General features: G+C 38.8%; 23 protein-coding genes. 8 read left to right on the top strand and 15 right to left on the bottom strand.

Annotation, left to right across the window (positions count from 1 at the left end; translation table 11 throughout):
• Nucleotides 1–5: 5 nt before the first annotated feature.
• Nucleotides 6–1,118 carry a DUF3083 family protein gene (locus HRT55_RS04380; protein WP_291619198.1) on the bottom strand — a complete coding sequence of 371 codons (1,113 nt, stop codon included), beginning with the start codon at nucleotides 1,116–1,118 and terminating at the stop codon, nucleotides 6–8.
• A 182-nt stretch (nucleotides 1,119–1,300) separates the two neighbouring features.
• Between HRT55_RS04380 and HRT55_RS04375 the strand changes: the two genes are divergently transcribed.
• Nucleotides 1,301–1,474, top strand: a complete 174-nt coding sequence (locus tag HRT55_RS04375) for a DUF3820 family protein (protein ID WP_231562049.1) — start codon at nucleotides 1,301–1,303, stop codon at nucleotides 1,472–1,474.
• A gap of 751 nt (nucleotides 1,475–2,225) precedes the next feature.
• Nucleotides 2,226–2,399 (top strand): ribosome modulation factor, encoded by a 174-nt coding sequence (gene rmf, locus HRT55_RS04370; protein WP_291619197.1) that lies wholly within the window; start codon nucleotides 2,226–2,228, stop codon nucleotides 2,397–2,399.
• 178 nt (nucleotides 2,400–2,577) lie between these two features.
• Here rmf and hemN read toward each other — a convergent pair whose 3' ends face one another.
• The 4 genes from hemN to HRT55_RS04350 form a co-directional block, all read right to left on the bottom strand.
• Entirely contained in the window at nucleotides 2,578–3,948 is a 1,371-nt protein-coding gene (gene hemN / locus HRT55_RS04365) for an oxygen-independent coproporphyrinogen III oxidase (RefSeq protein ID WP_291619196.1), read from the bottom strand.
• A gap of 152 nt (nucleotides 3,949–4,100) precedes the next feature.
• Nucleotides 4,101–4,589, bottom strand: a complete 489-nt coding sequence (locus HRT55_RS04360) for a DUF2489 domain-containing protein (RefSeq protein WP_291619195.1) — start codon at nucleotides 4,587–4,589, stop codon at nucleotides 4,101–4,103.
• A gap of 8 nt (nucleotides 4,590–4,597) precedes the next feature.
• On the bottom strand, nucleotides 4,598–5,215 hold the full coding sequence (yihI, locus tag HRT55_RS04355; protein ID WP_291619194.1) for a Der GTPase-activating protein YihI: 618 nt from the start codon (nucleotides 5,213–5,215) through the stop codon (nucleotides 4,598–4,600).
• Between the two features lie 125 nt (nucleotides 5,216–5,340).
• Nucleotides 5,341–5,598, bottom strand: coding sequence for a hypothetical protein (locus tag HRT55_RS04350; protein ID WP_291619193.1), 258 nt, complete (start codon nucleotides 5,596–5,598; stop codon nucleotides 5,341–5,343).
• Nucleotides 5,599–5,843: 245 nt separating this feature from the next.
• Between HRT55_RS04350 and tesB the strand changes: the two genes are divergently transcribed.
• Nucleotides 5,844–6,701, top strand: coding sequence for an acyl-CoA thioesterase II (gene tesB / locus HRT55_RS04345; RefSeq protein ID WP_291619192.1), 858 nt, complete (start codon nucleotides 5,844–5,846; stop codon nucleotides 6,699–6,701).
• A gap of 154 nt (nucleotides 6,702–6,855) precedes the next feature.
• Here the strand turns inward: tesB and HRT55_RS04340 are convergent, their stop codons facing one another.
• The 3 genes from HRT55_RS04340 to HRT55_RS04330 are packed head-to-tail and all read right to left on the bottom strand — an operon-like array spanning nucleotide 6,856 to nucleotide 9,680.
• Entirely contained in the window at nucleotides 6,856–7,407 is a 552-nt protein-coding gene (locus HRT55_RS04340) for a DUF962 domain-containing protein (protein ID WP_291619191.1), read from the bottom strand.
• A 36-nt stretch (nucleotides 7,408–7,443) separates the two neighbouring features.
• Nucleotides 7,444–8,709, bottom strand: a complete 1,266-nt coding sequence (locus HRT55_RS04335) for a mechanosensitive ion channel family protein (protein WP_291619190.1) — start codon at nucleotides 8,707–8,709, stop codon at nucleotides 7,444–7,446.
• Nucleotides 8,710–8,768: 59 nt separating this feature from the next.
• Entirely contained in the window at nucleotides 8,769–9,680 is a 912-nt protein-coding gene (locus tag HRT55_RS04330; RefSeq protein ID WP_291619189.1) for an acyltransferase, read from the bottom strand.
• A 349-nt stretch (nucleotides 9,681–10,029) separates the two neighbouring features.
• Between HRT55_RS04330 and proB the strand changes: the two genes are divergently transcribed.
• Nucleotides 10,030–11,127 (top strand): glutamate 5-kinase, encoded by a 1,098-nt coding sequence (proB, locus tag HRT55_RS04325; protein ID WP_291619188.1) that lies wholly within the window; start codon nucleotides 10,030–10,032, stop codon nucleotides 11,125–11,127.
• Between the two features lie 124 nt (nucleotides 11,128–11,251).
• Nucleotides 11,252–12,508, top strand: coding sequence for a glutamate-5-semialdehyde dehydrogenase (locus tag HRT55_RS04320; protein ID WP_291619187.1), 1,257 nt, complete (start codon nucleotides 11,252–11,254; stop codon nucleotides 12,506–12,508).
• 365 nt (nucleotides 12,509–12,873) lie between these two features.
• Here HRT55_RS04320 and HRT55_RS04315 read toward each other — a convergent pair whose 3' ends face one another.
• Nucleotides 12,874–13,263 (bottom strand): Fis family transcriptional regulator, encoded by a 390-nt coding sequence (locus HRT55_RS04315; protein ID WP_291619186.1) that lies wholly within the window; start codon nucleotides 13,261–13,263, stop codon nucleotides 12,874–12,876.
• A 195-nt stretch (nucleotides 13,264–13,458) separates the two neighbouring features.
• Here HRT55_RS04315 and yegD point away from each other — a divergent pair, with 195 nt between their 5' ends.
• The gene (gene yegD / locus HRT55_RS04310; protein WP_291619185.1) at nucleotides 13,459–14,820 is read left to right on the top strand and encodes a molecular chaperone; all 1,362 of its coding nucleotides are present in this window, start codon (nucleotides 13,459–13,461) and stop codon (nucleotides 14,818–14,820) included.
• 115 nt (nucleotides 14,821–14,935) lie between these two features.
• Here yegD and HRT55_RS04305 read toward each other — a convergent pair whose 3' ends face one another.
• Complete coding sequence (locus HRT55_RS04305; RefSeq protein ID WP_291619184.1) at nucleotides 14,936–15,397, bottom strand: NfeD family protein; 462 nt, start codon at nucleotides 15,395–15,397, stop codon at nucleotides 14,936–14,938.
• 49 nt (nucleotides 15,398–15,446) lie between these two features.
• Complete coding sequence (locus HRT55_RS04300; protein ID WP_291619183.1) at nucleotides 15,447–16,418, bottom strand: SPFH domain-containing protein; 972 nt, start codon at nucleotides 16,416–16,418, stop codon at nucleotides 15,447–15,449.
• A 158-nt stretch (nucleotides 16,419–16,576) separates the two neighbouring features.
• Between HRT55_RS04300 and HRT55_RS04295 the strand changes: the two genes are divergently transcribed.
• Entirely contained in the window at nucleotides 16,577–18,211 is a 1,635-nt protein-coding gene (locus tag HRT55_RS04295; protein ID WP_291619182.1) for a winged helix-turn-helix domain-containing protein, read from the top strand.
• 82 nt (nucleotides 18,212–18,293) lie between these two features.
• Here the strand turns inward: HRT55_RS04295 and HRT55_RS04290 are convergent, their stop codons facing one another.
• The 3 genes from HRT55_RS04290 to ilvC form a co-directional block, all read right to left on the bottom strand.
• Nucleotides 18,294–19,244 carry a glycoside hydrolase family 16 protein gene (locus tag HRT55_RS04290; RefSeq protein WP_291619181.1) on the bottom strand — a complete coding sequence of 317 codons (951 nt, stop codon included), beginning with the start codon at nucleotides 19,242–19,244 and terminating at the stop codon, nucleotides 18,294–18,296.
• Between the two features lie 187 nt (nucleotides 19,245–19,431).
• A complete protein-coding gene (locus tag HRT55_RS04285; protein WP_291619180.1) occupies nucleotides 19,432–19,746 on the bottom strand; it encodes a pyrimidine/purine nucleoside phosphorylase in 315 nt (104 codons plus the stop codon).
• 126 nt (nucleotides 19,747–19,872) lie between these two features.
• Nucleotides 19,873–21,354, bottom strand: coding sequence for a ketol-acid reductoisomerase (gene ilvC, locus HRT55_RS04280; protein ID WP_291619179.1), 1,482 nt, complete (start codon nucleotides 21,352–21,354; stop codon nucleotides 19,873–19,875).
• Nucleotides 21,355–21,533: 179 nt separating this feature from the next.
• On the opposite strand from ilvC, the gene ilvY reads away from it, so the two are divergent.
• The gene (gene ilvY, locus HRT55_RS04275) at nucleotides 21,534–22,412 is read left to right on the top strand and encodes an HTH-type transcriptional activator IlvY (protein ID WP_291619178.1); all 879 of its coding nucleotides are present in this window, start codon (nucleotides 21,534–21,536) and stop codon (nucleotides 22,410–22,412) included.
• A gap of 15 nt (nucleotides 22,413–22,427) precedes the next feature.
• Here ilvY and HRT55_RS04270 read toward each other — a convergent pair whose 3' ends face one another.
• Nucleotides 22,428–23,951, bottom strand: coding sequence for a YifB family Mg chelatase-like AAA ATPase (locus HRT55_RS04270; RefSeq protein WP_291619177.1), 1,524 nt, complete (start codon nucleotides 23,949–23,951; stop codon nucleotides 22,428–22,430).
• Nucleotides 23,952–24,469: the final 518 nt, after the last annotated feature.

Here is a 24,469-nt window from a genome sequence, read left to right as displayed (position 1 = left end):
ATCAGTTAAAAATTATAAGCAATGTGTTGATGGAATCTAACCATCAGCTCTTCTTTACTCGGCTCAATTTCAAGCTCAACCGCCATCAATTGCATCGCTTGTTCTATTTGATTTAAAAACTGACCAAAGCCATATTCACTATTATTCTCAGGGGTGGCAACAAAGATAAAATGTATGCTATCCGCTAGCTCGCCAGCACGCCACTTACTAATAATTCCGCATGGGCTTTGCTCGGGATTGTAACCCAACATTTGTAACTCGCCGACACGGGAAACTATCTCATGGATACTATAGCGAACAATAGGCACTAAACCGTTAGCAATCAGTGCACCATTATTTAAATTGTAGTGCTTTGCTGCCATAGTAAAAATGTCAGTTAAGTAAGTGTACAAAGGGTTATAAGGATCTTGCGAGTGACTATCAATTTCAACTTGTTGCAACAGCTTATTACTAATATTCAAGGTAACTACGGCATAACTCATGGCGCTGTGATAAGTAGGTAATTGTACATCTTGGCTAGCATAACGTTTTTTAATTTCACGTAACTTATGAGGCTGTGTGGTGGTGCAGCCTTTATTTTTAGCAAATAAATCATAGGTAAGATGTTGATGATCTCTAAGGCGCATATCGCTTTTATCTAGCTGAATTTTTTCGCAGAATTTCTGTACCACTTGACTAACTCTGCTATGAAACCTGGCAGCATTCACTCGAATTTCACTGCCTGTAGCCAAAAAGAGTAAACAAATTTTATTTGCTCTTTTACTGCCATCAAAAAACGATTTTTTAAGCTGGTGACTCTCTGGATTGTAATAAAATAGAATCTGCTGATTTGTTTGCCATTGGTGCATCTCTTGACTAAAACGCACCCGAGCTAATTTGTCGTTGGCAATGAATTGACAGTTCTTAAGCTCAACGTCCTCAGTTAGTTGAAAAAATATTGTCGATAATTGCTGATAAAAATCATAATATTTCTGTGGTTTTAAATCGCTGTATTTTCCAGAAAAGCGCTGTAGCATTTCATCGGTCAAAGTAAACTCGGCTAAGATATATTGATTATCGCGGACATTACCAGGCAAATAGGCTTTGTGAGCCGCACTTCGTTTTCTAATAATTGACATCTTCATCCCTAATTTTATTCAACCGGTTAACACTGAGTTATTAACCTTTTAAGTTAGGAGCAGTATAATGAGTACAAATGAAGCTTTTGTGACTTAACCATGTCACAAATATGACAAACTCTGTAGAGGACAACATTTTGCTAAACGATCAACAAACATTAGTTGCGGCCATTAATCAAACCATGCCCTTTGGCAAATATGCTGGCAGAAAGCTGCTACAGCTACCTGAACCTTATCTGGTTTGGTTTCATAGCAAAGGTTTTCCTGAAGGTAAATTAGGCCAACAACTGGCCTTAATGTATGAGGTTAAACTCAATGGTCTAGAAGCTATGCTGCAACCTTTATTAGAAAGTTAATGCTTAAATCCAGCTACAGCCGAAACTAAGTAAAGTTAACTGCTGCTGACTAAGTCATAGTAAACATCCAGCCATTAATTTCCTCTCAGGCGATTTAATACTAAATAGTCCATGCAATTTCTTTAGAGTATTTTTGTCTAAAAAACAAACGGATTAACCTCTCAAGTAATAACGATTATCATTAGAACTTGCTAACAATTTGTTTTATCAAATAAACTTTTAAGCTCAAAATAATCTGTTATCTTTTTTACTAAGAATCATTTTTTTGCACACTATATTTCTATTTTTCCCTCTTGCATCACCTGCCAAAATCCTCTTAAATAAGCCGTCGATTTAAAAAACTCTGCAAAATTAAATACAAGACAAAATTAGTAAATCGGCCACTCTGTAGTATTTAGTAATTAGAAATCTTTATCTAATTAAGGTTTCTATATATGTCATACCAAGTCCATTAAGTTAGTTCCCACTCAGAGTTTGCCAGCGGTTTGAGAACAAATAGAATTTTTTGCATATAGTCACTCTATATGAAAGAAATTCTGTGCGGTTATCGAATCGCTGGAAAACTCCCGAAGGGCGAGTTTAAAAGACTTACATGCTGCGTTATTGATTTTGATAAGGGGATAACCATTATCTACAATCAAAGCCTTGCCTCTGAGCCTTTTAACTCTCGCTGAGTCGGAAGAAACTTATTGGAATTGGTATTATCAATTGATTTATAAGATAATTACGAGGTGTTTATGAGGTGTAGTAGATGAAAAGACAAAAAAGAGATAAATTAGGTAGAGCGCATTCTAATGGCTATCAAGCTGGTCTAGGAGGCAAAGCTAAGGACCAATGTCCTTATCAAAATATTGAGGCAAAATCGCAATGGTTAGGTGGTTGGCGAGAAGCCATTAGTGATAGAAATATGGGCTTATTTCGCTAACTTAATGTGATCAATAAATTTGATAAGTAATCAAAGTAATCTTAAGCCCCGAACTTCAACGTTCGGGGTCATTAACGTCAGTAAGTAACTTGCAATAATAACCTTTTGCAAATTACCCTTCACAAAGATCCTCAACAAGCTATCGCAACCTTCAGCGCTTACTATTACATTTAGCGGATTAAATAACCCGCGAGAAGCGTTGTTGATTAATATGCTTTTTCATATAAGCATCAAAGCTCATACAAATAATACGAATTAATAAACGGGCTTTTTGCTCTACTTTAATATGATTAGCAGTATTTTCGACTAAACCATCATCAATAAATGTATTCAATAGTGGTAAGTCTTCAGCAAAATATTCATCAAAATCAATATTAAATTTTTCACTAATCAGCTGTTTATCTAGATACAAGTTACACATCAATTCTTGAATGACTTCACCACGTAAAATATCGTCTTCAGTTAAACTTACGCCTTTTATCTGCGCGTGCTGCCTTTCGGTAATTGCTTGATAATATTCTTTTAAGTCTTTTATATTCTGGCTAAAGCTATTACCAATAGAGCTGATTGATGACACACCCAAGCCTAATAAATCACAACCACCTCGGGTAGTGTAACCTTGGAAATTACGATGCAAGGTGCCATCACTTTGTGCTACTGATAATTCATCATTAGGTTTAGCAAAGTGATCCATGCCAATAAAATCGTAACCAAAGTCACAAAGCGTTTCTATAGCCAACTTCATTAAGGCGAATTTTTCTTGAGTATTAGGCAGCCATTCATCACGTAATTTACGTTGTGCGGCAAAACGACTTGGTATATGCGCATAGCTAAATAGCGAGATACGATCAACATCCCACTCATGTGCTTTCACTAAAGTTTTCGTAAAGTTCTCAAGAGTTTGATGTGGTAAGCCATAAATCAAATCAATATTAATTGATTTAAAACCAACCGATTTAGCATGCTGAATAAAGTTACCAATAAACTCAGTTGACTGTACACGGTTAATGGCTTGTTGAACTTTTAAATCAAGATCTTGCACACCTAAACTTAAGCGATTAAAGCCTAAGGAATATAAGTGTTCCGCTAAGTCCATCTCAATTTCACGGGGATCTATTTCAATACTCATTTCTAAATCATCAGAGAAATTGAATTTCTCTTTTAATAAAGAGACCAGCTTAGTGATTTGTGGATGTGTTAAAAAGCTTGGTGTGCCACCGCCCCAATGTAATTGCTTAACGGTATATTCTTCAAACAATGGCGCCTGAAGGGAAATCTCTTTGGCTAAATATTCAAGGTAAGTATCTGCTTTGTCACGATGGCGAGTAATAACTTTATTACAACCGCAGTAATAACAAAGCGTGTGACAAAATGGAATATGCACGTAAAGTGACAATTCACGATTTTGCGAGTCTTCTATCGCTTTAATAAAATCATCATGTTTAAAGTCATCATGGAATTCTAACGCCGTTGGGTAAGAGGTGTATCTTGGTCCACTGGTGTTATATTTATTTAATAGTTTATTATCGAAGAATTCACTTACTTTCATATTTTCGTACCATTTTATTTAGCGATCGAAAATATTATATCCTTTTCAAAAGTATGGTTATTGATCAAGCGCAATAAGCGAGCAAAAAAGAATACCAATAGCGAGGAATATAGCTATTGGCACTAATCTATAAATGAGGTATCAATGAGTGATTAAGCAGTTAAACGAGTGAGCTGCTCTGCAGTGAACTGATGAAGACCATCTAAGTCTGCAACAACTTTATCATGCATGTTATTTAAAGCCGTCATGCGTTTATAGTCTTCACGCATCCGCTCTTTTTTCGTTAGTGTTTTACGTGCATCACGTATGGCTAGATCTTTAATTGCATCGTATAAGCCATAAATGCCAGGAAATTTCACTGGCATTTCCGTCATTGTTTTCAATGAAGATAACAACACAGATAAGCGCCAACAGCCTTCATCAAACTCACACTGCTCTTGCTGCATAGCGCGCGTAATCAATAACACACTATCAAGTACTTTTTTATCGTGCTTATTTAATGCTTGTTGCTGCTTTATTTGCGCTTGGTGTTGTTGCTCTTTTTGCTGTGCTACTTGTTTTAATAACTTGCCGGCATAAAAAGCCAGAGCCAAGACAATTACAGCAGCAAGCAACAAAACATAAAGCCAAAGATCACTCATTAAAGCTACTATTTCTCTTCAAAATCTGAAAAGTCTGGGCGATCCAACTTATCCCATAAGTCATCTTCGCTATCACTACCTTTTTCTTCATCGCTTTCACTGGCTTCGTCTTCATCATCGAGACCTAATTCAGCTGATAATACTTGATGACGTTCCATCTTCTCATTGTAGTAATCAACTTCTTGCTCAGTTAAGGCTATATCATCTTCTTGCTTAGCTAAAATACTTTGCAATGTTTCATCTTGCTCAATAGCATCTATCTCTTGCTCTGCAGACAGTTCTGTTTTAGCTGGCTGTTCATTATCCGTATTTTCAACATAACGAATACTGGCAATACCGGCTGACTTTTCACTGCTTTGCTGTGCTTTTACTTGCTTAGCTTTTTCTACTTTTGCGACAATTTTACCTAAAGCAATAGGGGTTTTATTACCTAGGCGAGGATCTTTGTTCGTCTTTTGTTGATTGTTATCTGTTTTTTCTTGTGTTGCTTCTTTTTGGCGATTACCCGCCACCTTGCCCGTGGATTTACGGATGCGTTTTTCAACAGTAGCTAATTCTTGCTTACTTAACTTAGGTTTAGCTGTAGGTGCGCCACCTGGTTTTCTAGATTTTTTTGAACGAGACATAAATACAATTACTTTTTTACCAATAATGTCCGCTATTTTACGTTATTAATGGTCGAAAAACCTTAAAAAGCAGAAAAAAGACACAAAAAAAGCGCCAATAGGCGCTTTTCTTAGCTATCGATAGCTTAATGACGAATATCGATATTTGGGTGAGTATTGATTTCTCCTCCTTTAGAAATCACAGCAATATTTTCATTACAGCTTAATACTGCAATATGAGTATCATAAAAGTCTCTTATGAAGTTAAGTTTGTAACCAAATTGGGTCAAACTACTAGCAGCAAACTTCTGCGCTAAGGTTAACTCTTCCCATAAATTATCGAAGTCGCCTGACGTTGGTTGTCGCCGTTCTAGCAGATCTTCTCTTTGCATCGCTAACGCCATAATCTCCATCCCAGTCCATTATGATTTTTTAAATGTTATATTTTTGTTATTCATTTATTTTATTATTCTTCTTATGGATGAAATTTAACCTACTTTACATATAACATCAATAGCGATTAAACTAACAACCTTGAATTAATTGGCGTCTAGCCAAATAGTTATACCCGTTTGTACTGAGAAGTTGTCACTTCGTTATGTATAACGTTTATGCCAATCGGTATTTCTGCAATATAAAGGTAAAAAACATGACACGTGTCTTGGATGAGTTATCGGCGTTATTAAAGTTAGAAGTCATTGAGCAAGGTATCTATCGAGGTCAAAGCCAAGATTTAGGCTTTCGAGCACTCTTTGGTGGTCAAGTCATGGGGCAAGCCCTCTCAGCAGCACAAGAAACCATTGCCGCTGATCGCTCGGTCAATTCACTGCATTCTTATTTTCTTCGTGCCGGTGATGCTAGTCTGCCGGTAGTCTATGAAGTAGAAGTCATTCGTGATGGCGCAAGTTTCAGCACTCGCCGTGTACAAGCAATACAAAACGGCAAAGCCATCTTCTATATGACCGCATCTTTTCAACATAGCGAAGGCGGCTTTAATCACCAAGATACCATGCCTGATGTGCCCGCTCCTGAAGATTTACCATCATTTACCGACTATATTAAAGCCAACCAGCAATACATTCCCGAAACAATGCGCGAAAAATTCTTAGCTGAAAAGCCTATTGATATGCGTCCAGTACAGCAATACAACTGGCTGCAACCAAAACCAACCAATTCTGTCAGTCAAATGTGGATAAAAGCTAATGGTGATTTACCCGATGACTTAGGTATTCATACCTATATGTTGGCTTATACCTCAGATTTTCACTTTTTACCGACGGCGTTATTGCCGCATGGCGTCAGTCATTGGCAACCAAACTTCCAAATAGCCACCATAGATCACGCCATGTGGTTTCATCGTCCATTTCGCTTCGATGATTGGTTACTTTATTGTATGGATAGTCCGTCAGCAAGTAATGGCCGAGGCTTAGTACGAGGGCAAATATATGATCGTCAGGGAAAATTAGTCGCTTCAACTATGCAAGAAGGCGTAATTAGACAAAGGTAGGTAGCGGTTTAATGCGCGGACAAATATTTATTATTAAGGTAAAGCACCAGGGACAACTCGTTGCTTCAACTATGCAAGAAGGTGTAATTAGACAACGATAAAGTATGTGGCTATAAAATTTATCGCCACATAATTTTCAAGCCAGTAGTTCGGGCTATTTAGCGCGTTTTTGCTGTTCTAATGCTTTGCGTTTTTCTACTGCTAGTGAAGTAATGTGAGCTTTTAATACAGGCTCTAACCCGAGCATAAAATACACTTCAGCCATTAAAAATAATGGTCCAATAAGAAACTGGCTCAAGTCATCAACAAAAGCCGGTTTCGCTTTTTCATAATGATGACCAACAAATTGAATAATCCAGCCAATCACAAACAAACCTATGGCCATATAAAACAGGTTATCAATACCACTAAATAAGTGCGCGACAAACAAGTTTACTGCGATATAAACCAGCATACCCAAGGCTAATAGTCGGTGTAAAAATAAATAATAAATAGCTATAACCGCAAAAATCACCATAGCTAAGGTAAACTCTAGGGTGAAGGGTGCGCTTAAGACATCATCCACTTTTATTTCAAAACCAATAGTACTCAGCATCAAGGTGACGGCCAAAACAATTAAGGGCACACCAACAAAATGGGTATTAATGTTTTTTTGATTTAAATGTACACTTTTATAGCGTGCTAATTGCTCTTCAATTGATTTCATTTTAATACTCTATTTTATTAATTTTTTATGAGTTTTTTATGATTTATTTTGCCAATCATGACCGCTTGGATGCTGAAAAATACGTAAATCGAACTGCGGTGCAATAGCAAATAGGTGGTCAAAAATATCGGCTTGAATTGCCTCATACTCAAGCCAATTGGTGGTATTTGCAAAGCAGTATATTTCCAAAGGCAAACCCGCTTGCGTCGCAGTAAGCTGTCTAACCATACAAGTTAGGTCAGCGCGGATAAGGCTATTTTGTTGTAGGTATTTGGTGATATAAGCGCGAAATGTACCGATATTAGTCAATTGTCGGTTATTGAGAGAACTCAGCGCTTGGGCAGTTTCATCATTATCTAGTTCACTGTTATTTCCTGGTCCACTTTTCGCCAGTTCTTGCTTTTTATCACTAAGGTAACCGTGTAGTAAATTGGCCTTAGTGAGCTGATTTATTTGTTCGGCACTGTAAAAATCAATACTGGCAATATCAATAATAATCGTACGCTTAATGCGGCGCGCTCCGGTGTTATACATATTACGCCAGTTTTTGAAAGAGCCACTTATCAAAGCGTAAGTGGGTACCGTAGTAATAGTTTTATCAAAATTTTCTATTTTTACCGTACTTAAGCCTATTTCCAATACATCACCATCGGCGCCATATTCAGGTAATTCAACCCAATCACCGGCAACCACCATACGGTTTGCTGAGATTTGAATACTGGCGACCAAACCTTTGATGGTATCTTGAAAAACCAATAATAACACCGCGGTTAAAGCCCCTAAACCACTCAGTAAATACACCGGTGAGCGGTCTATAATAAGCGAAATAATAATAATACTGGTCACTAAATATAACGCTAATTTAATGATTTGAATAATGGCACTTAACGGTAAAAAGCGTTGTTTGGCACTTTCTTGGTATATGCTTTTACTGACATTTAACAAAGCGCTAATACAGCGAGATATTTGAAAAGTTAACAATACCTTACTTAATACTATCAATAGGGTATTAGCGACACTGCTAGCTTCTATAATGAGCGGTGTTAAAAAAAGGATTATCACCAAGGGTAACAGCAAGGTCATGCGATTGAGCACGCCATGCTCCATCAACGCATCATCCCAAGTATTTTTGCTATTGATTATCACCTTGTTTATCAAGTTTAATACTTGATGTTTAGCGAGGTAATAACTAAGCGCGGCAAGAAGAAATATCAAGCTGATACCAATGGCGATGGCGGCACTGGCTAAATACTTAGCACTAAGCCCTTGTTCACTCAACCAAATACTGATCAGTTCATTCATACATATCTCCTGTCATGCTCTCGGTAAGTAAATTAGTTCAGCACTAATAAGCGTAGGTTTTATTTAATATTTTGAGCGTCATACTGCTGCCTAATTTTTTCAAGGCGGGCATCTTTCTCATGCCAAAATTGCGTTAACCATTTTTGAAAAGCAATTCTATCATTACGATCTGAAAAATTGATATGCCCTAATTCACTGGCAATATCAAAGGAATGCACTTCAATATGCACCCTTTCTACTTGTCCGCTGACAAAATCACTGAAATTAGGAATGCCATCAGGGTAATAAATAGTCACATCAACAATTTTAGTTAAATGCTCACCCATGGCATCAAGCACAAAAGACATACCACCTGATTTAGGTTTCAACAAATAGTTAAATGGTGAGCCTTGTTTTTTATGCTTTTTATCGCTGAAGCGAGTACCTTCAATAAAATTCATCACACTAACAGGTTTGTGCTTGAACTTAGCACAGGCTTTTTTGGTTGTTTCTAAATCTTTACCACGCAAATGCGGATTCTTCTTTAAAAAAGCTTGGCTATAGCGCTTCATAAAAGGGAAGTCGAGTGCCCACCAAGCTAAGCCCAATATTGGTACATAAATCAGTTCTCTTTTTAAGAAAAATTTTAAAAACGGAATCTTGCCATGTAAAGCTCGTTGTAAAACGACAATATCAACCCAGCTTTGATGGTTTGCTAAGACCAAATACCAGTCCTTAATTTTAAGCTCTTCTAATCCGGTCACCACAATGGTGGTTTTAGTGAATATATTCTGAATAATACTGTTGGTAGCAACCCAATTACTTGCCATCAAATCGAGTAGGTAACTAAAAATTTGTTTAGATAAACGCAATGGAATTAACGCTTTAAATAATGAAAACACTAAAATAGGCATGAGCCAAAATATCGTATTAAGGATATAAAGGGAAAATGAAATAAAACCGATCAATTTGGCGGGTAAAAAATTTAGCATATATTGATAATTACTAATAATGGATAAGTGACACGGATTGCGTTATTTAATCATGATTTAGCTAATAATTATATTTTTTTATTATCACCTCACCGAGCTATTCATTTTAATATAACGCGTTCAGTCAAAATTAATGCATGGGTGAAAAACGATCGCTTTTTTTTTATAGGCCTTCAATTTCGCTTTTTTAATGAAAGTAAGTGTGTAAAACACAGGGTTACCTGCATATACTTTATTAAACAGCTAAAAGCATGCTTTACATACTGAATGATTATGCATAATCGCCTTTACTAATTGAGTTTTTACTCAGTTTACTGCATACTTAAGGAAGCATTATAAAGGAGATAAAATGAATTTTAATAGAGCTGTAATCAAAGTTGGTAGTGCCTTAGTTGCACCCACTAGCGATGGTTGTAGCGGCCAATACCTCTTAGCAATCGCACAATTTATTACTAAATGCCACCAACAAGGTAAGGAGATCATTTTAGTTTCCTCCGGTGGTGTCGCAGCTGGCCGAACGGTCATTCAACATGGCTCTCCAAAACTTTCCCTTGCCACTAAAAAAGCCATGGCCAGCGTTGGCCAAATGCAAATGATGGCTAATTGGCAGCGCTTCTTTGATGTTCCTTGTAGCCAGATACTCATTACTCAAAATGATTTAGCCGATAGAGAGCGCTATATTAGTATTCAAGAGACTATTAGAATTCAATTAGCCAATGGGGTACTACCTATCGTTAATGAGAATGATACTGTCACCACCAAAGATCTCACCATAGGCGATAATGACAATATTGCCGCGCTTGTTGCCCAAGCATGTGAAGCTGACAGTTTATTCATCTTAAGTGATATCGATGGTGTTTTTACCAAAGACCCAAAAATCAATGACGATGCGGTATTAATTCCTAATATTGATAAGATTACTGACGAAATTTATGCCATGGCTGGCACAAGTCGCAACCCTTTAGCAAGCGGTGGCATGAAAACCAAAATCCAAGCCGCTGAAAAGGCCGTTGAACACGGTATCAATACCTATATTATTAACGGTACTAAAAGTGAGGTATTTAGCTCACTTTTAGCAAAAGTTAATCCAGGCACTCGTTTTGTCGCAGATAAAGAAATTATTACCGCGAAAAAGCATTGGCTCAAACATACCTTAAAAAGCCGCGGTAAAATTAAACTCGACTCAGGTGCCGTAAATGCGGTTGTTAACAAAGGTGCTTCTTTATTACCAGCAGGTATTAAGTCTGTGACTAATAGATTTAAGGCCGGTGATGCTATCGATCTCATTGATGCAGAAAATAATGTGGTGATAGCCAAAGGCATAACTTTATATAGTCACTATGACTTGAAAAGAATTATGGGCAAACACAGTAATGATATCACCGCAATTTTAGGGCATGACTATGGTGAAGTTGTTGTACATCGCAATGATATGGTTATTCTATAAAGAGCTTTATAAATAAATGTATAAAGCGGCTATAACCCACATTAAACTTATCGAAAAATACTGACACCAACGGGATTAATTAATTATCCCGTTGGTATTAAACAACCTTCCAAAGAGTAGCCAGATGACAGACTTTAATATCGCCACTATGGCAAAAAAGGCTAAAACAGCCAGCAGAGTTGCCGCACAACTTAACAGTAGTGAAAAAAACACTCTGCTAAATGCCCTTGCCACTGCTATTGAAAATAATAGTGACATTATTATTAATGAAAATAGTAAAGATATTGCTGCCGGTCGAGATAAAGGTTTATCGCAAGCAATGCTCGATCGACTGGTGCTAACCGAACAAGGTATTAAAGAAATTTCATCGGCTATTCGTGAGATTGTTGCCTTAGCCGATCCTGTCGGAGATATTGATAAACTATCATTACGCCCAAATGGAATTCAAGTCGGTAAAATGCGTATTCCACTTGGCGTTATTGCTATGATTTACGAAGCTCGACCTAATGTAACCGCCGAAGCTGCTGCTTTATGTATAAAGTCAGGTAATGCGGTAATTTTACGTGGTGGCTCAGAAGCAATTCACTCCAACTTAGCAATCGCTCATTGTTTACATCAGGTATTAATAGCGCATGATGTCGATGAAAATATTGTCAGTGTCGTCCCTGATACCAGTCGCAGTGTTATTGAGCAATTATTAAAACAAAGTGACACCATTGATCTGGTCATTCCTCGTGGCGGCGAAGGTCTTATCCGTTATGTTAGCGAAAATAGTCGTATCCCAGTAATTCAACATTTTAAAGGCGTTTGTCATTTATATATCGATAAACATGCCGATTTAACAAAAGCAGTCGATATTTTGGTGAATGGCAAGACACAAAAGCCCAGTGCTTGTAATGCCTTTGAAACGGTCTTAGTACATGGCGATATCTGTGACGAATTTTTGCCTTTAGCGGCGAAAGCGCTTGAAGATGCTGCGCAAGTTAAAGTGCATGCCTGTAAAAATAGTATTGGCTATTTTGCCCATGCTGAATTGGCAACAGAGCAAGATTATCAAGCCGAGTATTTAGCACAAGAAATTGCCGTTAGAGTCGTTAGTAGCTTTGATAAGGCTATTAGCCATATCAATGAGTTTACCTCTGATCATACCGAAGTCATTATCAGCCAAGATATTTCACGCGCTCAAGCCTTTATCCGTCAAATAAATTCATCAGTTGTGATGGTGAATGCTTCATCACGTTTCTCCGATGGTAACCAATTAGGCTTAGGCTCGGAAATAGGCATTTCTACCAGTAAACTACATGCATACGGACCGATGGGCTTAGAAGCATTAACTACAGAGAAATTTGTTGTCTTTGGTGATGGTCAAATTCGACTGTAAAGCTGTATGCATACGGAACTCTTGTTAGACATAGAAGCGTTAACTACTGAGAAATTTGTTGTCTTTGGTGATGGCCAAGTTCTACCTTAAAGCAGTATGCATACGGAACTCTTATTAGACATAAAAGCGTTAACTACAGAGAAATTTGTTGTCTTTGGTGATGGCCAAGTTCGTCTGTATAGCTTTATGCCTACGGAGCTCTAATTAGACATATAAACGTTAACTACAGAGAGATGTGTGGTCTTTTTGGCGATGGTCAATTTCGTCTATAAAATAAGAGAGTAAGTAGAGTTTCTAAAAAACAGCTCGGCCTAAGGTTATTCAAGACCTTAGGCTCCGCATTAAGTTTAAATTAGCTATTAACTTTAATGAACACGTCGAGTATTTGGTTTTTGTTTCACCACACTCAATGCTAAGCGAGCAGCCCATTCACCACGATGTTGTCTCTGACAAGCCTCTTCACTATCAAAATGCACACTCTGTTTAATATTTTTAACCACTACGCCCACTTTTAATAATTGCTTTTGAATACTCAAGCGCAATACTTCATCTTGCTGCTGAGCTTTCATTGCAACCACTTCCTCATCAGTATTAAAGACACAAGTGATCACTAAGCTGGCAGGAAAATTAGTATAATTCGCTCTATGGGTTAACCAAACAAAGCCTGCTACTTCATGTAAAGAAGACTCACATGCCGCCGTTAACGCTTTACAGACATTATTATCAATTTTTTGATTGGTTTTAGTTAATTTCATCAGCCATTTCTCCCAGTATTTTTTGCTATTTTAACTGCGCCTAAAAGCGAACACAATAAAAGGATTGGCTTTAGCTTTTCCGCTTAGTTGTTAACTTCACTACAAAAAGTAAAATTCAGCCACTAATGCTTGTGATTACCTGAGTTACTGAGTATGCTACGCGACCTTTTTCTCCCAGGCATTCTCTAGGTATTAATGATGATAGGTTTCGATTACGGTACATCTAATTGTGGTGTTGCCACTATGCGCAACGGCCAACCCCACATTATTCCGTTATTAGGTGACGAGTCATACATTGCTTCAAACCTATACGCGCCAAGCCGCGATGTAATTACTAATTGGCTCTCGCAACAATTAGTTGGCACACAACACGCTGACTTTCTCGCTGCGCGCAAAAATCAGCTACAGAAAGGCCAATCAGCACTACGTGAGTTAAAATTTGATGGCATATCCAGTGAGTTACTCTTTGGTAAAATGGCTTTAACACAATACCTTGAAGATCCAGAAGAAGGCTACTACATCAAATCACCGAAATCATTTCTTGGTGCCAGTGGTTTAGCGAAAACACAAATTCAATTTTTTGAAGATATTGTCGCCTGTATGATGAGTAATGTTAAAAAACTCACCGAGCAAACATTGCAAAAAGAAGTAACACAAACAGTTATCGGTCGACCGATTAATTTTCAAGGTTTACATGGCGAAGAAAGCAATCGACAAGCAATTAATGTCTTAACGAATGCGGCAAAACGAGTAGGTTTTAAAGATGTTGAATTTCAGTATGAACCCGTTGCCGCAGGTTTTGAATTTGAGGCTTCACTCACTAAAGAGACGCGAGTATTAGTGGTAGATATTGGTGGCGGCACCAGTGATTGTTCAATGTTATTGATGAGCCCTGATTTCAGCAATAACGATAATCGCAACGAACACCTGCTAGCACATACTGGTGTTCGCATTGCCGGTAATGATTTTGATATTCAATTAGCCTTACAAGGCATAATGCCAAGCTTAGGCATGAATAGTTTATTAAAGACCGGTAAACCTATGCCAACCGCTAACTTTAGGCAGGCATTGGCCATTAATAATATCAATGAACAAACTGAATTTTACAGTGCCAAGAATAGACGAGAAATGGAGCTATTAAGCCGCGATGCGCAAGAGAGTGAACTTGTCTCACGCTTACTCACAGTACATGACCATAAACTCAGTTATCAATTAGTCAATGCCGCAGAGCAAGCTAAGATTGGACTGTCAGATCATGAAGAGCAAACTATTTGTTTAAATGATATTCATGACTCACTTGCGGTAAGTGTTTCTCGAGCGACGTTAAAACAAGCAAACATGCGAACACTAGACAATATAGCGCAGTTGATGACCTCGGCAGTGGCAGAAGCCCAGTGTCAGCCGGAAGTTATTTTTGTCACCGGTGGGACGGCAAAATCACCAGTACTGAGTGAATTTCTACAGCAACAAATGCCTGGCATCCCACTCGTTGTTGGTGATCATTTTGGTAGTGTCACCTCTGGGTTAGCTCGCTGGGCTGAACGTATTTATAGATAATTAATACCAATCCCTATAAGGCTGATTAGGTAATAAAAAACCAGTACGAATAATAAAATTCGTACTGGTTTATAATAATACCAATGCCAATAAGTTACCTTAAAACGATGGTGAGCTAGTCAATTGGCGCAACCAACATAGTGTTACCAGTAATAGCAACAATAGTACATTGGCTATTATTTTCAATCAGCTCAATATTAACATCATCAGCTAAACGTGCCGGCCAATTAATGCCAGAGTAACGAATACTACCACTAGCTTTAGTGATATCGTCACTAACCTGTACTTGCAAACCTATCATATCGCTGGAATTGTCGGTTTTACTGCGTGAGTTTTGCATCTTCTTTAACGGCTTCCACAGCAACAAAGTAATAACAGCAGATAATACCCCAACCACCAATATTTCACTTTGCCAACCGTCAATAAGTCCTAAACTGATTAACACCCCGGTGATAGCGCTGGCGATAGCGAAGAATAATAACGGGCCACTTAAGCCCATAAGACCTAACTCAAGCACTAGGCTTAAGCCTGCGATGGCATACCAGATAAGTTGATGATTTTCTAAAAATGTCTGCATATTAATATAATTCCTTAACGCTAATACTTCCACTCATTAGTGACATGTATTAAAGCTTCAAACTACTTGAGACGGCAATCGCTTGGGCAACCGTATTGGCAATGTTATCGCCTGTTTTACCATCAGTTAGCACAATAGTACTTTCATTTGCTATGGCTTGATGCGCCTTAATAGCCTCTTGCGCTAAGGTCAAGGTTACTGCGGCTTTACCTTCTGCAGTATTAGCTGCACTACCAACCACCTCAAGGGCATTAGCATCAGCATCCGCAACTAAGCGTATCGCTTCCGCTTTACCTGTTGCTTCTAAAATTTGTGACTCTTTAGTGGCTTCGGCGGCTAATACTTGCTCCGCTTTTGCTGCTTCTGCATCAAGTACCCGAGCTTGTTTTAAACCTTCAGCTTCGGTAATGGCGGAGGTTTTAACCCCTTCAGCGGTTAAAATCACTGATCGTTTTTCTCGCTCTGCCGTCATTTGTTTTTCCATGTCTTCACGTATAGTTTGCGGCGGGGTGATGTCTTTAATTTCATAACGTGTCACCATTACACCCCAAGGTGCTGTCGCTTCAGTCATCGCACCTAAAATTTGAGCATTGATGGCATCACGATTTTGGAAACATTCATCTAATTCCATCGAACCAATGGCATTACGCATTGTGGTCATGGCAAGTTGAACAACGGACATTTTATAATCGGTAATGTTGTTCGTCGCCGCAGCAGCATCAGTAACTTTCATAAACAAAATGCCGTCTATATCCAAGGTGATATTATCTTTGGTGATGGCGGGCTGAGAGACTATTTCTAACGATTGCTCTTTTAAATTGCGATCAGCCGCTACCGTTTGCACGTAAGGAATAAGAAAATTTAAACCCGCCGATAGGGTTTTGGTGTACTTTCCCAGGGTATAAATAACATAACCACGGTTTTGTGGCACAAAGTAAATGCCTTTTTTCAGCGTGTATAAAATAACAATTGTCACCCATAAATACGGGCTAGTGAGTAAGTTTGCAACGATATATTCCATGAATTAACTTCCTTCTAATGATATGAATTCAACTGAGAATTATTTCTGATAACACGTTAATTGACTGTTAACTGCAAAGCAAGTCTTTAGTTGTAGTCGCTGTAAAATTAAGCCAACATAGCTGCTTATTCCTTAAATTAAACTTTAACTGTTCTTTTATGCGATTTATTTTTAACGATAGTGAGCTCAACTTAACTGCGGGTCTGTTGATTAAAGATGGTCAGACAATTAGTATCCGAGCAAAAACGTTATTAGTACTTAAATACTTAATCACTCATAAAGCTAAAATAGTCAGTAAACAAGAGATATTAGCCAGCGTCTGGCACGATGTGGTGGTGCAAGAGCAAGTATTAGTACAATCCATAAAAGAGATTCGTGACTTACTTGGCAGCCATGTAATTAAAACCTATCCACGCCAAGGCTATCAGTGGACAGCCGAACTCAACGACATTAGCAAGCAATACTCCTTCTTTGGTAAACCAGTTAACCGAGCATCGTTAGTACAAATAGCAGCACTGCTCTTGCTCGCCATCATCGGCCTAGTTGTTTATTCTTTAGCTAGTAATAATTCAAGTACCAAAGCAGCCAAATTTACTGTCGCTTTCTTACCGATCATTAATGATATGCCTGATGATATTCATGATTGGGTGCCTTTACAGGGCATGGACTATTTATCTGCCGGTTTAAAGAAAAGTAGTCAATTGCAACTTATCCCAAGAGTAGCGTTACTCCAGTCACTGCCCTTTGCTAATCAAGAAAATTTTCAACACTCTGACTCTCAAAAGTTACCGCTACTAGCCCAAGCGTTAAAGGTTGATTTATTAGTACAAACTCGGCTGCGTGGTTATCCACAAGACTTTCAATTAGATTATAGCTTTTACCTTGGCCAGCGCGTTGAACAAGGGGTGATTTTAGCCGCTGATATTGCCACAGCTTTAGAACAATTAGTACAAAAAATAGCACTGCGCTTTGACCCAGATGCTATCAAAACGTCACAACCCTATATAAGCAATTTTAGTAATGAAGCGTTTGCACGTGGCATTGAACTTTATTTACAAAGAGAATACCTGCAAGCTAGTACCTTTTTCGCTACTGCACTGCAAAGCAACACTGACTTATTGGCCGCACGTCGCTATCTGGCGGCAAGTTATATTAATAGTGGTGATATCGAACAAGGTATTACCTTAATGAAAGTAAATATTTCCCAAGCGCGACACAAGCAAATGCACAGAGAGGAAATTCGCAGTCATTTAATGATAGGTGTCTTAATTATTCATCGATATCAAAATGACTCGCAAGCTAGTGATGATTTAACCGAAGCTGAGCTTTATATTCAGTTAACAAAAACACTAGCAGAGCAATACCAAGATACCTTGTTTATCGCTTACGCTCTTGAAGAATTAGCAAAGATAAGACGCTTACAGCAACAATATCAGCAGGCAATTCCGCTATTGGCAGCGGCAATGCAATACCATAAAGAGTTCAAAGGTAGCTATGGGCAAACCCGTGCTCTTATCGAGCTAGCGCTGATAGCCTTTGCCCAAGATAAAGAAACACTTGGTCAAGACTATTTCAGCCAAGCGACCACCATAGCGAACCAAAATGGTGTTGCTACTAATAAGGTAGCTATTTTACTCGCGCAAGCACAAGTAGCTCTGACTGCACAGCAGATAGAACAAGCTAAAGCTTATGGCGAGCAAGCTAAAGCTATTGCAATAAAAGCAAAAAGTAATGTCTTAATTGCCCAAGTAAGCGCTTGGCTAGCAGAGAATAATAGCTATCAAGTTAATTAATCATCTTATTGAATAACTGGGTAATAAAGCTAAGCTATCAGCAACGCCATGACTATTACCTCATTATAACTAGATTGGGGTTTTACAAACCACAATAACTAGCAAGTTTTGGCTGCCTATGTGGCACAGTGTCTTGTTGTTTAACATTACTTGCACGTAACCTTGCCACTTCATTGATTACGGCCTTATGAGATAAATTTTCATCTGCATTAAAGTACACCCAATCAACCTCTTGATGATATTGACGCATTTCAGTACTGGCAACAATTTGTTCAGGAATAAACCATAAGTTAAAGTTTACCGACATTGCCACTTCTGGATAAACATCACTGCCATGCTCAGAAAACAAATGACCATTAATATAATATTTAATTGTGTCATCAAAAACTTGCAGTACTAAGGTATTCCAACCCTGCAAGCTTTTTACATAAGTATCAAAGGCATTTATTTTTGTCCAAGGTTCAAGTTGAAATGTTTCCCATGAGGTTGAAAACAACACATGCTCTTGCTCGCCCCAGCCACCATTGGCAAGGTATTCAAAATCCATTTCACTGTAGTTTTTATCCATGGGTGCTTCTAGCGGGCTGATGGTATAGAAAGTTTCTACTATGCCATCACCATCCGGACCAAAATCAGGCTGATCGTTAAAGTAAACACGTGCGGCATAAGTGCCTGCTAGATACTTACGTTGATGACATATTTGTGTATGACGGGTATTTTCAGCGCTGCCATCCGTTTTAGAGGTTAAACGCATTACAGTATTATTAGCATTAGCTTGATCTGGATGAAAGCTAATACCTTCTGCCCACCAAGTTGCATTTTTGATACCTGGATGGCCCACTTGTGTTCGAGGCACCCAGCCATTTTTTTGCGCATCAGCTAAGGTTTTATAGCTAAAATCATCGAACATTACTTTGCTATTATTGTTGCTGATAGTGGCATTAGTGAGATCAGAGGTTGCTTGACTAGTTGAACTCGCAATTAAAGCGATAGTGCCAATGAATAAATGGCTTAGTGCTGAAGAGGACATCATTATTATTTAATTCCTACCTAGGTAAAGGTTGTTGTAGTGAGCTGTTATTGTTCTAGCAACAATGAAACACTTAGGAAGTTTTTTTGCTAATTAAATAATATTAAAGATAGGTTTTTGATTGGTTAAATTTTATTAAAGCCTGTAAACATAGGGTCAACAGGCTTATTTTAATGATAGAGGGTTTTATCTAGCTTATATAAGTACAACAATAATCTACTAAGGTTTTAGCTCTGATTTCAAAGGAGCTATTCGCTGCAACGTTAAAAGATTGGCCTGCGCTAATGTTTTGCCAAGTATCAGAGCCAGCCAATAATATTTCACATTCACCGGCAGTAATTTCCATTAACTCTTTTTCCGCGGTAGCGAATTTATAGTCACCCGGCATCATGATACCTAAGGTTTTAAAACTACCGTCGTTAAAGGTGAGCTTACGGCTGGTGACTTTGCCATCAAAATAAACACTGGCTGCTTTAGTAACGGTAACTTCTTTAAACTCTGACATAGGTAGTTCCTTGTTTAGGCTTTATTTATATTTAATCTGAATATTATTGGCAATAAAAAACGGCATTGAATTTAACTTCATCTGCCGTTTTTATTGATTAACCAACTCTACTTGAAAAGAGGAGTATTATTTTGCACTAGCAATTTTTTGCATATCAGTCATGTAACCACGAAGCTCTTTACCAATCACTTCAACGCCATGGCTACGAATAGCTTCATTCACTTCAATTAAACGTGCATTATCAACATTGTTTGAGCTAGCTTTTAGGCCTTCACCTAATTGCTCTAATGTTAACTTAGCCGTGTACTCTTCAAGAAGAGGTACTGCTGCGTGAGTAAATAAGTAGTTACCGTATTCTGCAGTATCAGAAATTACTACGTTCATTTCATATAACTTGTTACGTGCAATACAGTTAGCAATTAATGGCGTTTCATGAAGTGACTCATAATAAGCAGACTCTTCAACGATACCAGCAGCAACCATAGCTTCGAATGCTAACTCAACACCGGCTTTGATCATGGCAATAACAAAGATACCTTTATCGTAATATTCTTGTTCGGTAATTTCTGTTTCACAATCTGCCGCTAATTCAAAGGTTGATTCAGCAGTTTCTGCGCGCCATGTTAATAAGTTAATATCATCATTAGCCCAATCAGCCATCATAGTTTCAGAGAAACGACCTTCAATAATATCATCCATATGTTTTTCAAATAATGGACGTAAAATCACTTTTAATTCTTCTGACATATCAAACGCTTTGATTTTAGCTGGGTTTGATAAACGGTCCATCATATTAGTGATGCCGCCATGTTTAAGACCTTCAGTAGTAGTCTCTAAACCGTACTGTAATAATTTACGTGCGTAAGCTGCGTTCATACCTTGAGCGATTAATTGCTTATGACCTAATACCGCAGCCGTTTGCAACATACCACAAAGAATAGTTTGCTCACCCATTAAGTCAGACTTAACTTCAGCGATGAAAGAAGACTGTAAAACACCGGCTCTATCACCACCAGTAGCACTAGCGTAAGCTTTAGCAATCGCTAAGCCATTACCTTGTGGATCATTTTCAGGGTGAACCGCAATTAGTGTTGGCACACCAAAACCACGTTTATATTCTTCACGTACTTCAGTACCTGGACATTTAGGTGCAACCATAACAACAGTGATATCAGGGCGAACTTGCATACCTTCTTCAACAATGTTGAAACCATGTGAATAAGAAAGCGTAGCGCCTTGCTTCATCAATGGCATTACCGCAGTAACGGCAGAAGTATGTTGTTTATCAGGTGTTAAGTTTAATACTAGATCAGCTTGCGGAATCAATTCAGCATAGTTACCAACTGTAAAACCATTTTCAGTAGCCCACTGCCATGATTGACGCTTTTCGCTAATTGCACCATCACGTAATGCATAAGAAATATTTAAACCAGAATCACGCATGTTCAAACCTTGGTTTAAACCTTGAGCACCACAACCAACAATGACAATGTTCCAGTCTTTGATGAAGTTACAACCATCGCTGAACTCTTCACGCTTCATAAAACGACATTGGCCTAATTGGCCTAATTTTTCACGTAAGCTTAAGGTATTAAAATAGTTGCTCATGCTGGTTCCTCTGAATTTGGTTCTAAAAATTAGTTATTAATCGAGTCAGCTTGCTGACTGTTCTTTTTACAATGCTTTTTTCAATGTAAACACCATACCCTAGATATAACGTTGCAAAAAGTGATATATTCGCACCACTACGTTGCGTTTTTTGCAACATGAAACATTTGGAGCAATTCATGGATCAAAAAGCACTATCGATGTTTACGCATTTGAGCCAAAGTTTGCATTTTGGTAAAACTGCACAAGCACATCACATCAGCCCATCGACCCTCAGCAGAGCAATCAAACGACTTGAAGAGGAAGTAGGCGGCGAGTTACTGCATCGTGACAATCGCACTGTGGTACTTACCGATGTCGGCAAAAAATTCAAAATCTATGCTGAGCAGCAGCTTGAACAGTGGCATGGTTTCAAGCAATCACTTGCAGACAAACAAGTAGAGTTAACCGGAAAGCTACATATTTACTGCTCGGTTACTGCTGCGTATAGCCATTTACCGCCTTTGCTGGAACGATTTCGAGTTCGCTACCCTTTGGTAGAGATCATGTTAACCACGGGTGATGCCGCAGATGCCCTTGAACAAGTGCAAAATAAATCGGTAGATTTTGCTATCGCGGCTGCCCCCGAGCAACTACCGCGTAGTGTTTATTTTCATCACTTAGATACCATAGCCATGGCGGTAATTGCACCAACAATGGCCTGTAAGGTCCAGCAACAGCTGAGTAAGAAGGTACTTACTTGGTCAGAAATTCCGATAATTTTGCCTGAACACGGCGCCGCACGAAAACGCTTTGATCTCTGGTATCGGAAAAAGCAGCAAGGAAAACCGATGATTTACGCAACGGTTTCAGGGCACGAAGCCTTGGTCAGTATGGTTGCTTTAGGTTGTGGTGTTGGCATAGTGCCGCAAGTGGTGGTGGATAACAGCCCGGTAAAAGATAGAGTCACTAATCTCGCTAATATCGGCGAAATAGAACCATTTGAACTCGGCGTTTGTTGTTTGAATCAATCAAAGGCGCAGCCGCTGATTAAAGCTTTTTTTAACTCAATAGATTAAAAAAAACGGGTTAACTCAAACAGCAATAGCTCTCGTCAGATGACGTAAAAGTCTGTCCATCGCCCGGTAAGATAACGCCTCGGTTAAGTGTTTACGGTGAATTTCAATTGATTGCTCCATATCGGCTAGGGTACGGGCAATTTTTAAAATCTTATGGTGTGCTCGAGTTGATAAACCCAATTTCTCTACCGCCAACTCTAAAAATTCATTATCATCGGCCGTTAGCCGGCAATATTGTTTTAACTCACGGCTACTGATAAGAGCATTGGCTTTGCCTTGTCTTTGTAACTGAATACCCCGACATACTTGCACTCGCTGCTGTATCTGCGCACTGGCTTCATTTTTTTGACTGCTCTGCGCCCACGTACCCCGAGGTAATCTGGCCACTTCAATTTGAATATCAATTCGGTCGAGAAACGGCCCTGATAGCCGATTCAAATATCTTAGTACTTGCTCTGGTGTACTGCGCTTATCGTTATAAAATCCGGTCGGGCTAGGGTTCATCGCGGCAATCAGTTGAAAACGCGCCGGAAAACATTGCTTGTGCAGAGCTCGGGAAATAGTGACCTCCCCCGATTCCATTGGCTCACGTAAAACGTCTAACACTTTCCGCTCAAACTCAGGCAACTCATCTAAAAACAGTACACCATTGTGCGCTAAAGAAATTTCTCCCGGTTGCGGCTGACTGCCGCCGCCGACTAAAGCCGCTGACGAAGCCGTGTGATGTGGTGCCCTAAATGGTCGAGTAAACCAAGACTTACGACTAAGCTCTTGATGGCTAATCGATTGAATGGCAGCAACTTCCAGCGCTTCTTGCTCGGTCATCGGCGGTAAAATTCCCGCTAAACGACTGGCTAACATGGTTTTCCCTGTACCCGGAGGACCGATAAATAATAAATTATGCCCACCACTAGCAGCAATTTCTAAAGCTCGCTTTGCTAGGGGCTGGCCCATGACATCACTCATATCAAGCTCTTGCTCAGGTAACTCTTGCGCAACCTCCTGCTCAGTGACTAAAGGTAAAACTTGTTGACCGGCAAAGTGAGGAAATAGCTGGGTTAAGTGGCTAATGCCATGAATTTTTGCTTGCTTGACCCAACTGGCTTGCTCAATATTTTGCATGGGGATTATCAAGGTCCGCTGGCTTTGGCTAGAGGCCATGGCGACAGGGATTTCACCAACAATAGCGCGTAGTTCACCCGATAGACCCAGTTCCCCGGCAAATTCATACTGGGATAAATCTACTGGCGGCAATTGTTCAGAAGCGGCAAGAATTCCCACGGCAATAGGTAAATCAAAGCGCCCGCCTTCTTTGGGCAAGTCCGCTGGCGCTAAATTGATGGTGATTCGTTTGGCGGGAAATTCATAACCACAATTGATAATTGCGCTACGGACTCTATCTTTGGACTCTTTCACCGAGGCTTCCGGTAAACCAACAATATTGAATGCCGGTAGACCATTGGCAAGATGAACTTCAACTGAAACTAAGGGAGATTCAAGACCAATTTTTGCTCGACTGTACACACAAGAAAGCGACATAAAAGTTCCATTTTATTGATTCCATTTTTCCAGTGTAGTTCAAATAATACCAATTTGGTTAAATTTACTCCCAACTCAGAGCTTTGTTTGGTGAGTTAGAACAAGCAAAATTTATACAGATCTAGTTATTCTAAACCAAATATATTTGTGCCGTTATCACTTTCCATACAAGCTCCCAAGGGCGAGTTTAAAAGGCTTCAAAGCTACGTTATTGATTTTGACAAGGGAATAGCCATTCTCTGTAATCAATGCCTTGCCTTAAAGAATTTTAATTCTCGCTGAGTGGGAAGTAACTTAATCAACTTGGTATGAAGTTAAATGGGTTTATTACCTATTGCCAATTACTGTACAAAAAAGCTATAACAAAAAGACTTGCACAAAGGATTAGAGCTATGGTACTAATTTAATAAGTAAGCGACTCTGAGCAGATGAAACAATAATCAGATGACGCAAAATAAAACAAGCAAAGAGATAAGATGCAAAAATTTAACTCAATTATTATTAACCTTCTCGTCGTG

It is taken from the genome of Colwellia sp. (genome assembly GCF_013214175.1).
GTDB lineage: Bacteria > Pseudomonadota > Gammaproteobacteria > Enterobacterales > Alteromonadaceae > Colwellia.
The sequence above is the reverse complement of the archived record's forward strand: the minus strand, read 5'-3'. Positions and strand labels throughout refer to the sequence as shown.

Bases quoted from the DNA above. Each gene is read 5' to 3' on its own strand.
- HRT55_RS04380 (WP_291619198.1), bottom strand. From the start codon at position 1,118: ATGTCAATTATTAGAAAACGAAGTGCGGCTCACAAAGCCTATTTGCCT.
- HRT55_RS04375 (WP_231562049.1), top strand. From the start codon at position 1,301: ATGCCCTTTGGCAAATATGCTGGCAGAAAGCTGCTACAGCTACCTGAA.
- rmf (WP_291619197.1), top strand. From the start codon at position 2,226: ATGAAAAGACAAAAAAGAGATAAATTAGGTAGAGCGCATTCTAATGGC.
- hemN (WP_291619196.1), bottom strand. From the start codon at position 3,948: ATGAAAGTAAGTGAATTCTTCGATAATAAACTATTAAATAAATATAAC.
- HRT55_RS04360 (WP_291619195.1), bottom strand. From the start codon at position 4,589: ATGAGTGATCTTTGGCTTTATGTTTTGTTGCTTGCTGCTGTAATTGTC.
- yihI (WP_291619194.1), bottom strand. From the start codon at position 5,215: ATGTCTCGTTCAAAAAAATCTAGAAAACCAGGTGGCGCACCTACAGCT.
- HRT55_RS04350 (WP_291619193.1), bottom strand. From the start codon at position 5,598: ATGGCGTTAGCGATGCAAAGAGAAGATCTGCTAGAACGGCGACAACCA.
- tesB (WP_291619192.1), top strand. From the start codon at position 5,844: ATGACACGTGTCTTGGATGAGTTATCGGCGTTATTAAAGTTAGAAGTC.
- HRT55_RS04340 (WP_291619191.1), bottom strand. From the start codon at position 7,407: ATGAAATCAATTGAAGAGCAATTAGCACGCTATAAAAGTGTACATTTA.
- HRT55_RS04335 (WP_291619190.1), bottom strand. From the start codon at position 8,709: ATGAATGAACTGATCAGTATTTGGTTGAGTGAACAAGGGCTTAGTGCT.
- HRT55_RS04330 (WP_291619189.1), bottom strand. From the start codon at position 9,680: ATGCTAAATTTTTTACCCGCCAAATTGATCGGTTTTATTTCATTTTCC.
- proB (WP_291619188.1), top strand. From the start codon at position 10,030: ATGAATTTTAATAGAGCTGTAATCAAAGTTGGTAGTGCCTTAGTTGCA.
- HRT55_RS04320 (WP_291619187.1), top strand. From the start codon at position 11,252: ATGACAGACTTTAATATCGCCACTATGGCAAAAAAGGCTAAAACAGCC.
- HRT55_RS04315 (WP_291619186.1), bottom strand. From the start codon at position 13,263: ATGAAATTAACTAAAACCAATCAAAAAATTGATAATAATGTCTGTAAA.
- yegD (WP_291619185.1), top strand. From the start codon at position 13,459: ATGATGATAGGTTTCGATTACGGTACATCTAATTGTGGTGTTGCCACT.
- HRT55_RS04305 (WP_291619184.1), bottom strand. From the start codon at position 15,397: ATGCAGACATTTTTAGAAAATCATCAACTTATCTGGTATGCCATCGCA.
- HRT55_RS04300 (WP_291619183.1), bottom strand. From the start codon at position 16,418: ATGGAATATATCGTTGCAAACTTACTCACTAGCCCGTATTTATGGGTG.
- HRT55_RS04295 (WP_291619182.1), top strand. From the start codon at position 16,577: ATGCGATTTATTTTTAACGATAGTGAGCTCAACTTAACTGCGGGTCTG.
- HRT55_RS04290 (WP_291619181.1), bottom strand. From the start codon at position 19,244: ATGATGTCCTCTTCAGCACTAAGCCATTTATTCATTGGCACTATCGCT.
- HRT55_RS04285 (WP_291619180.1), bottom strand. From the start codon at position 19,746: ATGTCAGAGTTTAAAGAAGTTACCGTTACTAAAGCAGCCAGTGTTTAT.
- ilvC (WP_291619179.1), bottom strand. From the start codon at position 21,354: ATGAGCAACTATTTTAATACCTTAAGCTTACGTGAAAAATTAGGCCAA.
- ilvY (WP_291619178.1), top strand. From the start codon at position 21,534: ATGGATCAAAAAGCACTATCGATGTTTACGCATTTGAGCCAAAGTTTG.
- HRT55_RS04270 (WP_291619177.1), bottom strand. From the start codon at position 23,951: ATGTCGCTTTCTTGTGTGTACAGTCGAGCAAAAATTGGTCTTGAATCT.